At 70.7% G+C, this 13,782-nt stretch carries 12 protein-coding genes; 9 read left to right on the top strand and 3 right to left on the bottom strand.

The window, feature by feature from the left end:
• Positions 1–109: 109 nt before the first annotated feature.
• The 8 genes from RM788_RS11445 (at position 110) to RM788_RS11410 (ending at position 9,650) form a co-directional block, all read left to right on the top strand.
• Positions 110–1,099 carry a LacI family DNA-binding transcriptional regulator gene (locus tag RM788_RS11445; RefSeq protein ID WP_315934613.1) on the top strand — a complete coding sequence of 330 codons (990 nt, stop codon included), beginning with the start codon at positions 110–112 and terminating at the stop codon, positions 1,097–1,099.
• 149 nt (positions 1,100–1,248) lie between these two features.
• Positions 1,249–2,931 carry a ribulokinase gene (gene araB / locus RM788_RS11440; RefSeq protein WP_315931589.1) on the top strand — a complete coding sequence of 561 codons (1,683 nt, stop codon included), beginning with the start codon at positions 1,249–1,251 and terminating at the stop codon, positions 2,929–2,931.
• Positions 2,931–3,599 (top strand): L-ribulose-5-phosphate 4-epimerase, encoded by a 669-nt coding sequence (locus tag RM788_RS11435; RefSeq protein WP_315931588.1) that lies wholly within the window; start codon positions 2,931–2,933, stop codon positions 3,597–3,599. The genes araB and RM788_RS11435 overlap by 1 nt, the downstream gene beginning before the upstream one ends.
• A 28-nt stretch (positions 3,600–3,627) precedes the next feature.
• On the top strand, positions 3,628–5,145 hold the full coding sequence (araA, locus tag RM788_RS11430) for an L-arabinose isomerase (protein WP_315931587.1): 1,518 nt from the start codon (positions 3,628–3,630) through the stop codon (positions 5,143–5,145).
• Between the two features lie 28 nt (positions 5,146–5,173).
• Positions 5,174–6,301, top strand: a complete 1,128-nt coding sequence (gene chvE, locus RM788_RS11425; RefSeq protein WP_315931586.1) for a multiple monosaccharide ABC transporter substrate-binding protein — start codon at positions 5,174–5,176, stop codon at positions 6,299–6,301.
• Between the two features lie 53 nt (positions 6,302–6,354).
• On the top strand, positions 6,355–7,884 hold the full coding sequence (gene mmsA / locus RM788_RS11420; RefSeq protein WP_315931585.1) for a multiple monosaccharide ABC transporter ATP-binding protein: 1,530 nt from the start codon (positions 6,355–6,357) through the stop codon (positions 7,882–7,884).
• 4 nt (positions 7,885–7,888) lie between these two features.
• On the top strand, positions 7,889–9,133 hold the full coding sequence (mmsB, locus tag RM788_RS11415) for a multiple monosaccharide ABC transporter permease (RefSeq protein WP_315931584.1): 1,245 nt from the start codon (positions 7,889–7,891) through the stop codon (positions 9,131–9,133).
• 40 nt (positions 9,134–9,173) lie between these two features.
• Positions 9,174–9,650: a TspO/MBR family protein gene (locus RM788_RS11410; protein ID WP_315931583.1), complete on the top strand. Its 477-nt coding sequence runs from the start codon at positions 9,174–9,176 to the stop codon at positions 9,648–9,650.
• Here RM788_RS11410 and RM788_RS11405 read toward each other — a convergent pair.
• Together RM788_RS11405 and RM788_RS11400 are read right to left on the bottom strand one after the other, a co-directional pair.
• Positions 9,647–10,360, bottom strand: a complete 714-nt coding sequence (locus RM788_RS11405; RefSeq protein ID WP_315931582.1) for a hypothetical protein — start codon at positions 10,358–10,360, stop codon at positions 9,647–9,649. The genes RM788_RS11410 and RM788_RS11405 overlap by 4 nt on opposite strands.
• Positions 10,357–10,866: a SigE family RNA polymerase sigma factor gene (locus RM788_RS11400; RefSeq protein ID WP_315931581.1), complete on the bottom strand. Its 510-nt coding sequence runs from the start codon at positions 10,864–10,866 to the stop codon at positions 10,357–10,359. The genes RM788_RS11405 and RM788_RS11400 overlap by 4 nt, the downstream gene beginning before the upstream one ends.
• A gap of 113 nt (positions 10,867–10,979) precedes the next feature.
• Here RM788_RS11400 and RM788_RS11395 point away from each other — a divergent pair, with 113 nt between their 5' ends.
• The gene (locus tag RM788_RS11395; protein ID WP_315931580.1) at positions 10,980–11,969 is read left to right on the top strand and encodes a GNAT family N-acetyltransferase; all 990 of its coding nucleotides are present in this window, start codon (positions 10,980–10,982) and stop codon (positions 11,967–11,969) included.
• Here the strand turns inward: RM788_RS11395 and argS are convergent.
• Entirely contained in the window at positions 11,966–13,714 is a 1,749-nt protein-coding gene (gene argS, locus RM788_RS11390) for an arginine--tRNA ligase (protein WP_315931579.1), read from the bottom strand. The genes RM788_RS11395 and argS overlap by 4 nt on opposite strands.
• Positions 13,715–13,782 lie beyond the last annotated feature (68 nt).

Below are 13,782 nucleotides of genomic sequence, written 5' to 3'. Positions count from 1 at the left end.
GGGGCGAACGCGGTCCACATCGCGGGAGCCCTGGAATGGTCGGATGTGCGCCACTCGGCCATGTGATCGATAACATGTGCCGGTGGACAAGGTGACGCGAGAGCCCGCGATGACCGACGTGGCGCGGCTGGCCGGTGTGTCGCACCAGACGGTGTCGAGGGTGCTCAACGGCCACCCGAACGTGCGCGAGCAGACCCGCAACCGGGTGCGAGCGGCCATCTCCGAGCTGGGGTACCGGCCGAACCGGGCGGCGAAAGCCCTGGTCACGGGCCGTTCGCAGGTGTTGGGCGTGGTGGCGCAGAACTCGACGCTCTACGGGCCTGCCTCGCTGCTGGTGGCCTTCGAGCACGCCGCCGCGGAGGCCGGGTTCACCGTCAGCGTGGGCAACGTCAGCGTGCTCGACCGGCATTCGATCGGGCGCGCGGTGGAGCAGCACCTCGACCAGCGGGTCGCCGGGATCGTGGTGATCGCGCCCGTCGCGTCCGCGAACGAGGCGCTGGAGCACCTGCCCGCCGACGTCCCGCTGGTCACGATCGACGGCGACCCGTCGCGCCCGGCCGCGCTGGTGACGGTCGACCAGGCCGCGGGCGCCCGCGACGCCACCCGGTTCCTGCTCGACGCGGGCCACTCCACGGTGTGGCACGTGTCCGGGCCGAACGACTGGTTCGACAGCATCGGCCGCGTCCAGGGGTGGCGCGACGCGCTGACCGCCGCGGGCGTGGAGGTGCCGCCGGTCGTGCCCGCGGACTGGACGGCCGCGTCGGGGTACCGGGCAGGGCAGATGCTGGCGCGGATGCCGGAGGTGACCGCGGTGTTCGCCGCGAACGACCACCTCGCGCTCGGCATCCTGCGCGCGATGAGCGAACGCGGGCGCCGGGTGCCGCAGGACGTCAGCGTGGTCGGGTTCGACGACGTGCCGGAGGCCGCGTACTTCATCCCGCCGCTCACCACGATCCGGCCGGACTTCGAGGCCGTGGCCAGGGCGACGCTCGCGATGCTGCTCGGGCAGATCGAGTCGGGCACGCCGACCGCGACCCGGCACACGATCGCGCCGCAGCTCGTGGTGCGCGACAGCGTGGCCCCGCCCGCCGCGCTTTGAGAGCGTTCATCCCGTTCGTCCCGAGGGCCTGATCCCGTGCGCTGACAAGGTGTCCGCCGAGTTACCGAAACGTTGCGCCACCCTGTTGACGGCCGCAATGTTAACGATAACAATCCGTCGCACAAGCCGCACGGACAAAGGTGTCACGCATGCCGATCGATCCGCAGGACGCGCTCGTGGTCGGAGTCGACTACGGGACGCTGTCCGGCCGAGCCGTGGTGGTGCGGGTGCACGACGGTGCCGAACTGGGTAGCGCCGTGCACGAGTACCGCCACGGGGTCCTCGACCGGACGCTGCCCGCCACCGGCAAGGTCCTGCCGCCCGAGTGGGCGCTCCAGGTCCCCTCCGACTACGTCGACGTGCTGCGCGACGCGGTGCCCAGGGCGCTGGAGGCCGCGGGCGCGGACCCGGCCCTGGTGATCGGCGTCGGCACCGACTTCACCGCCTGCACGATGGTGCCCACGACCGCCGACGGCACGCCGCTGTCCGAACTGCCCGAGTTCGCCGGGAACCCGCACGCCTACGTGAAGCTGTGGCGCCACCACGCCGCGCAGGGGCAGGCCGACCGGATCAACGAGCTGGCCCGCGAGCGCGAGGAGCCGTGGCTGCCGCGCTACGGCGGCCTGATCTCCTCGGAGTGGGAGTTCGCCAAGGGGCTGCAACTCCTCGAGGAGGCGCCCGAGGTCTACGCGGCGACGGAGCACTGGGTCGAGGCCGCCGACTGGATCATCTGGCAGCTCACCGGGCAGTACGTGCGCAACGCCTGTTCCGCGGGCTACAAGGGGATCCGCCAGGACGGCGGCTACCCGTCGCCCGAGTTCCTCCGCGAGCTGCACCCCGGTTTCGAGCGGTTCGTCGTGGACAAGGTCGAGCACCCGATCGGCGCGCTCGGCGACCGCGCGGGCGGGCTGTCCGCCGAGGCCGCCGCGTGGACCGGACTGCCGGAGGGCATCCCGGTCGCGGTCGGCAACGTCGACGCGCACGTCACCGCCGCCGCCGCGAACGCGGTCGAGCCCGGCCAGATGGTCGCGATCATGGGGACGTCCACCTGCCACGTGCTCAGCGGCGCGGACCTGCGCGAGGTGCCCGGCATGTGCGGCGTCGTGGACGGCGGCATCGTGCCCGGCCTGTGGGGCTACGAGGCCGGGCAGAGCGGCGTGGGGGACATCTTCGGCTGGTTCGTGGAGAACTGCGTCCCGCCGTCCTACCACCGGCGCGCGGTCGACCGCGGCATCACCGTGCACGAGCTGCTCACCGAACTTGCGGAGGCGCAGGGGATCGGCGAGCACGGGCTGATCGCGCTGGACTGGCACAGCGGCAACCGCTCCGTGCTGGTCGACCACGAGCTGTCCGGCCTGGTCGTCGGGCAGACGCTGGCCACCCGCGCCGAGGACACCTACCGCGCGCTGCTGGAGGCGACCGCGTTCGGCACCCGCCGGATCATCGACGCCTTCGTCGACTCCGGCGTGCCGGTCACCGAGCTGATCGTCGCGGGCGGCCTGCTGCGCAACACCTTCCTGATGCGGATCTACGCGGACGTCACCGGCCTGCCGCTGTCGGTGATCGGGTCCGAGCAGGGTCCCGCGCTCGGGTCGGCGATCCACGCGGCGGTCGCCGCGGGCGCCTACCCGGACATCCGATCGGCCGCGGCCGCGATGGGGTCGGTGCGCCGCGCCGCGTACCGGCCCGTCGCCGCGAACGTCGAGGCCTACCAGCACCTCTACGCCGACTACGTCGAGCTGCACGACCACTTCGGGCGCGGCGGCAACGACGTGATGCACCGGCTCAAGGCGCGCAAGCGCGCCGTCGCGGCGACCGGGGGGAACGGCTGATGTCGCCGGTGCGGCGGGTGATCGCGGACCTGCGCGAGACGGTGGCGGCGCTGCACGGCGAACTCACCCGCTACGGCCTGGTGATGTGGACCGCGGGCAACGTGTCGGCGCGGGTGCCGGGCGAGGACCTGATGGTCATCAAGCCCTCCGGCGTGGCCTACGACCGGCTGACCGCCGAGTCGATCGTCGTCACGGACCTGCACGGCGAGCTGGTGGAAGGCGACCTGTCCCCCTCGTCGGACACCGCGGCGCACGGGTACGTGTACCGGCACATGCCCGAGGTCGGCGGTGTCGTGCACACGCACTCCGCCTACGCCACGGCGTGGGCCGCGCGCGGCGAGCCCATCCCGTGCGTGCTGACGATGATGGCCGACGAGTTCGGCGGCGAGATCCCGGTCGGCCCGTTCGCCCTGATCGGCGACGACTCCATCGGGCGCGGCATCGTGGACACGCTGCGGGGCAGCAGGTCCCCGGCCGTGCTGATGCGCAACCACGGCCCGTTCACGATCGGGTCCGACGCCCGAGCCGCGGTGAAGGCCGCGGTGATGGTGGAGGACGTGGCCAGGACCGTCCACATCGCACACCAGCTCGGCACGCCCGTCGGCATCGCACAGGACGACGTCGACAGCCTGTACGTCCGCTACCGCACCGCCTACGGGCAGGCCTGAGCACGTGGAACCACGAGGAGAGCCCGCCATGCCCCCTGCGACCAAGCCCCAGCTCTGGTTCCTCACCGGCAGCCAGCACCTCTACGGCCAGGAAACGCTCGACCAGGTCGCCAAGCAGTCCCAGCAGATCCAGGGCACGCTCTCCGACTCCGGCCGCATCTCCGCGGAGATCGTCTGGAAGCCGGTGCTGACCGACTCGGGCGCGATCCGCCAGGTGATGCTCGAGGCCAACGCCGACCCGGCGTGCGTCGGGGTGATGGCCTGGATGCACACGTTCTCGCCCGCCAAGATGTGGATCACCGGGCTGGACGTGCTGCGCAAACCGCTGCTGCACCTGCACACCCAGCTCAACGCGGCGCTGCCGTGGGAGTCCATCGACATGGACTTCATGAACCTCAACCAGGCCGCGCACGGCGACCGCGAGTTCGGGTTCATCCAGACCCGGCTCGGGGTGGCGCGCAAGACCGTGGCAGGCCACGCGTCCGATCCCGAGCTGGCCACCCGGATCGACGGCTGGGCCCGCGCCGCCACCGGGCACGGCCACCTGCGCGGCCTCAAGCTGGCGCGGTTCGGCGACAACATGCGCGACGTCGCGGTGACCGAGGGCGACAAGGTCGAGGCCGAACTGCGGTTCGGCGTCTCGGTGAACACCTACGGCGTCAACGACCTCGTGGCCGTGGTCGACGACGTGGCGGACGCCGAGATCTCCACGCTGGTCGCGGAGTACGCCGACGTCTACGCGCTCGCCCCGGAACTGGCCGCGGGTGCCGACCGGCACGACTCCCTGCGCTACGCGGCGCGCATCGAACTGGGCCTGCGGCGGTTCCTCACCGACGGCGGGTTCGGCGCGTTCACCACGAACTTCGAGGACCTCGGCGGCCTGCGCCAGCTGCCGGGCCTGGCCGTGCAGCGGCTGATGGCCGACGGCTACGGCTTCGGCGGCGAGGGCGACTGGAAGACCTCGGCGCTGCTGGCCGCGGTCAAGGCGATGGGCACCGGCACCGGGCTCGGCACGTCGTTCATGGAGGACTACACCTACCACTTCGGGCCGGGCGAGCCGAAGATCCTCGGCGCGCACATGCTGGAGGTCTGCCCGAGCATCGCGGCGGACAAGCCGTCGTGCGAGATCCACCCGCTGGGCATCGGCGGCCGCGAGGACCCGGTCCGGCTGGTCTTCGACGCCACACCGGGGCAGGGCGTGGTGATCGGGCTGTCCGACCTCGGCGACCGCTTCCGCCTGGTGGCCAACGAGATCGAGGTCGTGCCGCCGGACGAGCCGCTGCCCAACCTGCCCGTGGCGCGCGCGGTGTGGAAGCCCGCGCCCGCGCTGTCCACCTCGGCCGAGTCGTGGCTCACCGCGGGCGGCCCGCACCACACCGTGCTGACCCAGGCGGTCGGCGCGGAGGTGCTGCGGGACTTCGCGCACATGGCGCACACCGAACTCGTGGTGATCGACGGGGCCACCACGACGGCGGACTTCGGGGACCGCCTCCGCTGGAACCAGGCCTACTACCGACTCGCCCAGGGCTTGCCCGGCTGGCGATAGCTCGTACCGAACCCGACAGGAGAGAACAGTGAAGTTCACCCGTATCGCAGCGGTGGGAGGCGCTTTCGCGCTGACGGCCGCACTGAGCGCGTGCGGCTCGTCCACCAAGACGGCCGACCAGCAGCCTGAGACCGGGTCCGGTGCGGGCTCGCTGGTCGGCGTCACCATGCCGACCAAGTCGTCCGAGCGGTGGATCCACGACGGCGACAACATCAAGGCCGCGCTGGAGAAGCAGGGCTACCAGGTCGACCTCCAGTACGCCGAGAACGACATCCCGACGCAGGCCAACCAGATCGAGAACCAGATCACCAAGGGCGCCAAGGTGCTCATCGTGGCGTCGATCGACGGCAAGGCGCTCACCACGCAGATCCAGCAGGCGGCCGACAAGAAGATCCCGGTCATCTCCTACGACCGGCTGATCCTCAACAGCCCGAACGTCGACTACTACGCCACCTTCGACAACTTCAAGGTCGGTGTCGAGCAGGCCACGTCGCTGCTGACCGGTCTGGGACTGAAGAAGGCCGACGGTTCCGAGGGCGACGCCAAGGGGCCGTTCAACGTCGAGCTGTTCGCGGGCTCGCCGGACGACAACAACGCCACGTTCTTCTTCAACGGCGCGATGTCGATCCTCAAGCCGTACCTGGACAAGGGCACCCTGGTCGTCAAGAGCGGCCAGAAGGACTTCGCCACGGTCGCGATCCTGCGGTGGGACCCCGCCACGGCGCAGAGGCGCATGGAGGACGTCATCACCTCCAGCTACGGCGGCGGCGCGCTGGTCCAGGGTGTGCTCTCGCCCTACGACGGCCTGTCCATCGGCATCCTCTCGGCCCTGAAGAGCAACGGCTACGGCACGGGCACCCAGCCCTACCCGATCGTGACCGGCCAGGACGCCGAGGTCGCCTCCGTGAAGTCGATCGTCGCGGGTGAGCAGTACTCCACCATCTACAAGGACACCCGCCAGCTGGCCGACGTCGCAGTGAAGATGGCCGACGCCATCCTCAAGGGCGGCAAGCCCGAGACCAACAACACGAGCGACTACGACAACGGCAAGAAGGTCGTCCCCACGTTCACCCTCCCCGTGGTCACCGTCGACAAGGCCAACTACCAGAAGGTCCTGATCGACTCCGGCTACTACACCGCCGACCAGATCAAGTAGTCGCCGCAGGCCGGGCCCCGCTCGGGGCCCGGCCGTGAAGGGACCGACCAGCGATGGCAGACGACATCCTGCGCATGCGGGGGATCACGAAGACCTTTCCCGGCGTCAAGGCGTTGCAGGACGTCTCGCTGTCGGTGCGGCGCGGCGAGATCCACGCGATCTGCGGGGAGAACGGCGCGGGCAAGTCGACGCTGATGAAGGTGCTGTCGGGGGTGTACCCGCACGGGTCCTACGACGGCGAGATCACCTTCGACGGCGCGCCGTGCGAGTTCCAGGGCATCCACGACAGCGAACGCCGCGGCATCGTGATCATCCACCAGGAGCTGGCGCTGTGCCCGCAGCTCTCGATCGCGGAGAACCTGTTCCTGGGCAACGAGCTGTCGCACCGCGGCCTGATCGACTGGAACCGCACCAACCACGAGGCCGCCGCCCTGCTGGAACGGGTCGGCCTCAAGGAGAACCCGACCACGCCGGTCCTCGACATCGGCGTCGGCAAGCAGCAGCTCGTGGAGATCGCCAAGGCGCTGTCCAAGGAGGTGCGGCTGCTCATCCTCGACGAGCCGACCGCCGCGCTCAACGACGAGGACTCCGCGCACCTGCTCGACCTGCTGCGCGGACTGCGCGAGCAGGGCATCACCTGCGTGATCATCTCGCACAAGCTCAACGAGATCGCCGCCATCGCCGACTCCATCACGATCCTGCGCGACGGTCGCACGATCGAGACGCTGGACATGGTGGTCGACGACGTGTCCGAGAACCGGATCATCTCCGGCATGGTCGGCCGCGACCTGTCCGACCGGTTCCCGCCGCACACGCCGGACATCGGCGACGAGGTGCTGCGGATCGAGGACTGGACCGTGCACAGCACGACCCAGCGCGGCCGAGTGGTCGTCTCCGGGGCCAACCTGGTGCTGCGCCGCGGCGAGATCGTCGGACTCGCCGGGCTCATGGGCGCGGGCCGCACGGAACTGGCGATGAGCGTGTTCGGCCGCGCCTACGGCACCGACATCTCCGGCCGGATCTTCAAGAACGGCCAGGAGATCGCGGTCCGGTCGGTGCGCGACGCGATCCGGCACGGCATCGCCTACGTCACCGAGGACCGCAAGCGCTACGGCCTCAACCTCATCGAGGACATCAAGCGCAACGTCTCCGCCGTCGGACTCGGCAAGCTCGCGAAACGCGGGTGGGTCAACGAGAACGAGGAGCAGCGCGTCGCCGAGGGGTTCCGGCGCAGCATGAACATCAAGGCCCCGAGCGTGGCGACCACGACCGGCACGCTCAGCGGCGGCAACCAGCAGAAGGTCGTGCTGTCCAAGTGGATCTTCACCGATCCGGACGTGCTGATCCTCGACGAGCCGACCCGCGGCATCGACGTCGGCGCCAAGTACGAGATCTACTCGATCGTCAACCAGCTCGCGGACGAGGGCAAGGCGGTGCTGGTCATCTCCTCGGAGCTGCCCGAGCTGCTCGGCCTCTGCGACCGGATCTACGCCCTGTCGGCCGGGCGCGTCACCGGCGAGGTCGACCGCGCGGAAGCCACCCAGGAGCGACTGATGCAGTACATGACCAAGGGACAGGAGTAGCGCCATGACCAGCACCGCCCCCACGGACGCCGACGTCCCCAGCACCGTTCTCGACGGCCCGCCGGAGCGCGCGCCGCGCCGGTTCTCGATCAACCTCCGGCAGGGCGGCATCTACGTCGCGTTCGGGCTGATCATCGTGCTGTTCACCATCCTCACCGATGGTGCGCTGCTGCAACCGCAGAACGTCTCCAACATCATCGTGCAGAACTCGTCGGTGCTGATCCTGGCGATCGGCATGATCCTCATCATCATCGCCGGGCACATCGACCTGTCCGTGGGATCGGTGGTGGGGGTCACGGGCGCGATCAGCGCGGTCCTCGCGGTGAACATGGGCGTCTCGTGGCCGTTCGCCGTGCTGCTCTCGCTCGTCGCAGGCGCCCTGATCGGCGCGTGGCAGGGGTACTGGGTCGCCTACTTCGGCCTCCCGGCGTTCATCGTCACCCTGGCGGGCATGCTCGTGTTCCGCGCGCTCACCCTGACCGTGCTGGGCAACCAGGGCATCGGCCCGATCCCCGACCAGATCCGCACGCTGTCCAACGGCTTCATCGACGGCTTCCTCGGGAACGTCGGCCTCGGTCCCCTGGGGGGCGCGGACCTGTTCACGCTGGTCGTCGGGATCCTCGTCGTCGGCGGTACGGTCCTCACGCAGTGGCGCTCGCGGCAAGGCCGGATCGGCTACGGCCAGACCGTCGACCCGCTCCCGGTGTTCGTGCTGCGCCTCGTCGCCGCCGCGGTGGTCGTGCTGGCCGTCGTCGTGCAGCTGGCCCGGTTCAAGAACCTGCCGTGGGTGCTCGTGCTCCTGGCCGTCCTGGTGCTCGGCTACTCGTTGCTCACCAACCGCGCCGTGTTCGGCCGCCGCATCTACGCCGTCGGTGGGAACGTGCAAGCCGCCACGCTGTCCGGGGTGAAGGTCAAGTCGGTCACCTTCTGGCTCTTCGTCAACATGGGTGTGCTCGCCGCGCTCGCGGGCGTCATCGCCGCGGGCAGGCTCAACCAGGCCGGACCCACGGCGGGCAACGCGTTCGAACTCGACGCCATCGCGGCGGCGTTCATCGGTGGCGCGGCCGTGCAGGGCGGTGTCGGCAAGGTGATCGGTGCGATCACGGGTGGTCTGATCATGGCGGTCATCAACAACGGCATGTCCCTGATCGGTGCCCCCAGTGAACGGGTGATGCTGGTCAAGGGCCTGGTGCTTCTCGTGGCGGTGGCTTACGACGTGTGGACGAAGCGCAGGTCCGGCGCGCGCTAGTCGTCGTGCGGGGAGGTCCGCGGGCTCTTACGCTCGACGCATGACGGACCTCTCCGCACGTCGTGCGCACCCGGTGGCCGGACTGGCCGCGTTCCTGGTCGTCGTCGCCGCGGTGGCGGTCGTGGGGTCGCTGTCCGCCGTGTCGGCGGCCTCCGACTACGCCGCGCTGCGCCAGCCGTCCTGGGCTCCGCCGTCCTGGCTCTTCGGTCCGGTGTGGACGGTGCTGTACGTGATGATCGCCTTCTCGGGCTGGCTCGCCTGGCGGGCGGGTTCCCGTCGTGGACTGGTGCTGTTCGGGGCGCAGCTGGTGCTGAACGCGGCGTGGACGCCGTTGTTCTTCGCCGCCGGGGAGTTCGGGTTGGCGCTGGTGGACATCGTGCTGCTGCTGGTGTGCATCGTGGCGGTGATCGTGGTCTTCGCCAGGAGGAGCCGGGTCGCGGCGGGGTTGCTGGTGCCCTACCTGCTGTGGGTGGGGTTCGCGACGGCGTTGAACGCGAGCATCTGGACGGCGAACTAGGTCGGCAGCCGGTTGCCCCGCTCGTCGTAGGCGGTCAGCCGCATGTTGTCGAGCGCGCTCCCGGCGGGGATGTCGTCCGGGGTGAACCAGAAGACCGTCATGGTGCCGTCGGCGCTCCACTGGGCCTGGTGGGCGGCGCCCATGACCTGGTCGTCCAGTTCGAGCACGATCCGGTGCACGGGGCCCTGGTAGCAGCCGTACAGGCGGATCGTGGTGCCGTCGTGGGTCGTGGCGATGGTGAAACCGGTTCCCCTCGCGTACAGCGGGGTGGTCTGCGCCGCGCGGTGGTCGTCACCCGTGCCCAGCACGAGGGCGTAACCGGTGTCCACGTCCCGGAGGGTGCTCTCCTTGGCGCTGACCGTGGCGGACGGGTCGGACAGCCCGCGGTCGCGGTACCCGGCCACGAAGTACAGCACCTCGTCGTCGAACCCGGTCCCGATCACCTCGCCCACCCGGACCGGTGCCGAGTCGCCGGGCAGGGCGGCGGTGATCTCGACGGTGGGCGAGGGCGCGATGCCCGGTCCGATGCCGCCGAGGGCGATGATGCCGACGAGCAGGGCCGCGGTGCCGCCGACGACACCACCGCCGAGGACCAGCCTGCGCCGCGCCCTGATCCTCCTACCGGACTCCATCACCCGCGCGACGTCGACCGACGGGGAGTCGCCCGCCGTTCCGCGCAGGGCCGAGCGCAGTGCGTCCAGGTCGGTCATCCGGTCTCCTCCCGCGTGGTGGCGCCCGCGGGCGACAGGGTGACCCGCAGTTTCGCCAGCGCCCGCGAGTTCGTGCTCTTCACGGTGCCGAGCGACACCTTCAACTCGGCCGCCACCTCGGCCTCCGGCAGGTCCAGGTAGTGCCGCAGCACGATGATCGCGCGCTCCCGCGCCGTCAGCCCGCCCAGCACCCCCATCAGCCACTCCTGCTCGGCGTGGTCGGCGGTGAAGTCGCCGACCACCGGCCGTTCCGGGACGGTCTCCCGCGCGTGCTCGCGGATGGGACGCCGCCACCGGTCGATGGTCAGGTTGGTCAGCACCCGCCGGGTGTAGCCGTAGGCGTCCTGGCCGCGCACCCGCGACCACGACGCGTACGTCCTCGCGAGCGCGGTCTGCACGGCGTCCTCCGCCTGGTGGCGGTCGCCGGTCATCAGGTGCGCGGCCCGCAGCAGCCTGGCCGAGTTCGCCTCCACGAACTCGACGAACTGGCGGTCACCCCTGCTCACATGCCTCCTCCGCGCGCACCCCCGCACCGGTGTGTACGAGCGGGACCCGCGAAAGGTTGAGAACCGCGGCCGTTTCTCTGGTGGAATGGAGCGCTTGCGGACGAGGGGGAGCAGTGGACATCGAGATCATGCGGTTCGACGGGGAACAAGCCGACGACGCGGACCTGGCGGCCTACCACCGGGTGGTCCAGTCGGCGCGGGAGGTGGACCTGCCGGGAGCGGCGCCGAAGTCCTACGACGTCGTCGCCCGGTCGGTGCGGATCCCGCACCCCGCCCTGGGCAGGGCTGGTCGCTGGGTGGCCCGCCGGAGCGGTGAGGTGATCGCCGTGGCGCACGCGTTCTTCCCGGACGGCGGGAACGCGCACATCGCGCTGGCCGAGATCACCGTCCACCCGGAGGCCCGGCGCCAGGGGATCGGCACCGCGTTCCTCCAGGCCGTGCTGCCCGAACTCCGGGCGCGCGGCAGGCGGGTCGTGGAGGGGCAGACCGCCGCGTTCGGCGCGGGGGAGAAGTGGGCCCACGCGCTGGGGGCCCGGACGGTCAACGCGACCGTCGTGCAGGAGCTGCGGGTGGCCGAGGTGGACCCGTCGCTGTGGGAGGTCGGGGTCCCCGAGGGCTACCGCCTGGAAGCCTGGTCGGGAGCCGCGCCAGACGACCTCGTCGCCTCCTACGTCAACGCGAAGACCGCGATGTACGACGCGCCAAGGGGTACCGCCGACTTCGGCCATCCCGAGTGGACGGTCGAACGGGTGCGCGGGATCGAGGCGGAGCTCCGGCGCAACAACCGCGAGCAGCGGGTCGTCGCGGCCGTGCACGAGGCGACCGGCGAGGTGGCCGGGTTCACCGAGCTGTGGCTCCCGCTGCCCCCTGGCCGGGAAGGCATCCAGCTCGACACCGCGGTGCTCGCCGCGCACCGCGGCCACGGGCTGGGAGTGCGCGTCAAGGCGCGCGCGCTGCGCGACCTGAAGGCCGACGGGATCGAGCTGGACCTCATCACCACCGGCACGAACGCCGACAACGAGCACATGATCCGGGTCAACCTCGCGCTCGGCTACGCCACGGTCCGGTCCATGGTCGAGGTGAACCGGACCGTGGAGGCCTAGAGCCGTTCGGGGGCTTCGATCCCCAGCAGCGACAGGCCGAGCGTCAGCACCCTGGAGGTGAGCAGCGCGAGCACCAGCCGGGACTCGCGCGCCTCCGGGGTGGTCTCCGGCTTCAGAATGGGGCAGCTCTCGTAGAAGCCGGTGAACGCCGTCGCCGTCTCGAACAGGTACGTGCCCAGTTTGTGCGGCGCGTAGGACTCCAGGGTCGCCTCGATCGCGGCCGGGAAGCCGATCAGCTTCACCAGCAGCGCCCGTTCGGCGGGCTCGGTCAGCACCACCCGCGCGCCTGGCGCCGGCACGTCGCCCGCGTTGCGCAGGATCGACCGGATGCGGGCGTTGGCGTACTGGAGGTACACCGAGGTGTTGCCCTCCTTGGCCAGCATCTTCGCCCAGGTGAACACGTAGTCGCGCTCGCGGTCGTTGGACAGGTCGGCGTACTTCACCGCGCCGATGCCGACGATCCGGGCGAGCGCGGCCTGCTCGTCGGCGTCGAACGCGGTGCGCTCGGCGATCACCGCGGCGGCGTGGTCGACCGCCTCGGTCAGCAGGTCGACCAGCTTGAGCGTCCCACCCTCGCGCGACCGGATGGTCTTGCCGTCCTCGCCGAGGATCGAGCCGAACCCGATGTGCTCGGCGTGCTGGTCGGTGAGCCACCCGGCCTGCCGGGCCGCGGTGAACACCATGCGGAAGTGCTGCGACTGCGGCGTTCCGACCACGTAGAGCAGGTCCGTCACGCCCCGCTCGCGCACCCAGTACCGGATCGTCGCGAAGTCCGTGGTGGCGTAGTTGTAGCCGCCGTCGCGCTTGCGCACGATCAGCGGCAGCCGGTCGCCCTCGCGGTTGGCGAACCCCGGCGGGAACACGCACACCGCGCCGTCGCTGACCTCGGTCAGCCCCTTGGCCTCCAGCTCGGCGACCGTCTCGGCCAGGTACGGGTTGTAGAAGCTCTCGCCGTAGACGTCGTCGGGCCCGAGCCCGATGCCGAGCGTCCCGTACACCTTCTCGAAGTGCCGCGTCGACTCGTCCACGAGCTGGCGCCACAGCGACAGGGTGGCCTCGTCACCGCCTTGGAGAGCCACCACCCGCAGCCGCGCGCGGTCCACGAACTCGGGGTCGGCGTCGAACTTCTTGCGCGCCGCCACGTAGAACCCGTTCAGGTCGCCGATCGAGTGGTCGGCGTCCGTCCCGTCGGCCGACCAGCCCTCGTCGATCAGGTGTTCGATCAGCATCCCGAACGGCGTGCCCCAGTCGCCGAGGTGGTTGTGCGGGATGACCTCGTGCCCGGCGAACCGCAGCAGCCGCACCAGCGCGTCCCCGATGATCGACGACCGCAGGTGGCCGACGTGCATCTCCTTGGCCACGTTCGGGCTCGACAGGTCGATCGCGACCCGCCGGGCCACCTCCGCGGTCGTGGCGCCCATCCGCTCGTCGCCCAGCAGCCCGGCGGCCTGCTCCTGGAGCCACTCGGCGCGCAGCACCAGGTTCACGAACCCCGGCCCGGCCACCTCCGGCGTCTCCACCAGGTCCGCCGCGTCCAGGTGCTCCACCACGGCCTGCGCCACCTCGCGCGGCGCTTTTTTCAGCGTCTTCGCGAGGCTCATCGCCACGTTGCACTGGTAGTCCACGCCCTCGCGGGCGGAAGGTCGGATGACCGCCTCGGCAGGGGTGATCTCCACACCCAGGGCCGCGCGCAGCGCCGCCGCCACCCTGCGCCCCAGTTCCACACCGACGTCACCCTGCAACACCTTCGGACCTCCAGGCTCGTACTGCTGTCGGCCCAGTATCTCCGGTGGGGGAAATCGGTTCACGATCA

The sequence above is a fragment of the Umezawaea sp. Da 62-37 genome (assembly GCF_032460545.1).
GTDB lineage: Bacteria > Actinomycetota > Actinomycetes > Mycobacteriales > Pseudonocardiaceae > Umezawaea.
Note: the sequence above shows the minus strand (reverse complement) of the source record. Positions and strands in the feature narration are given on the sequence as shown.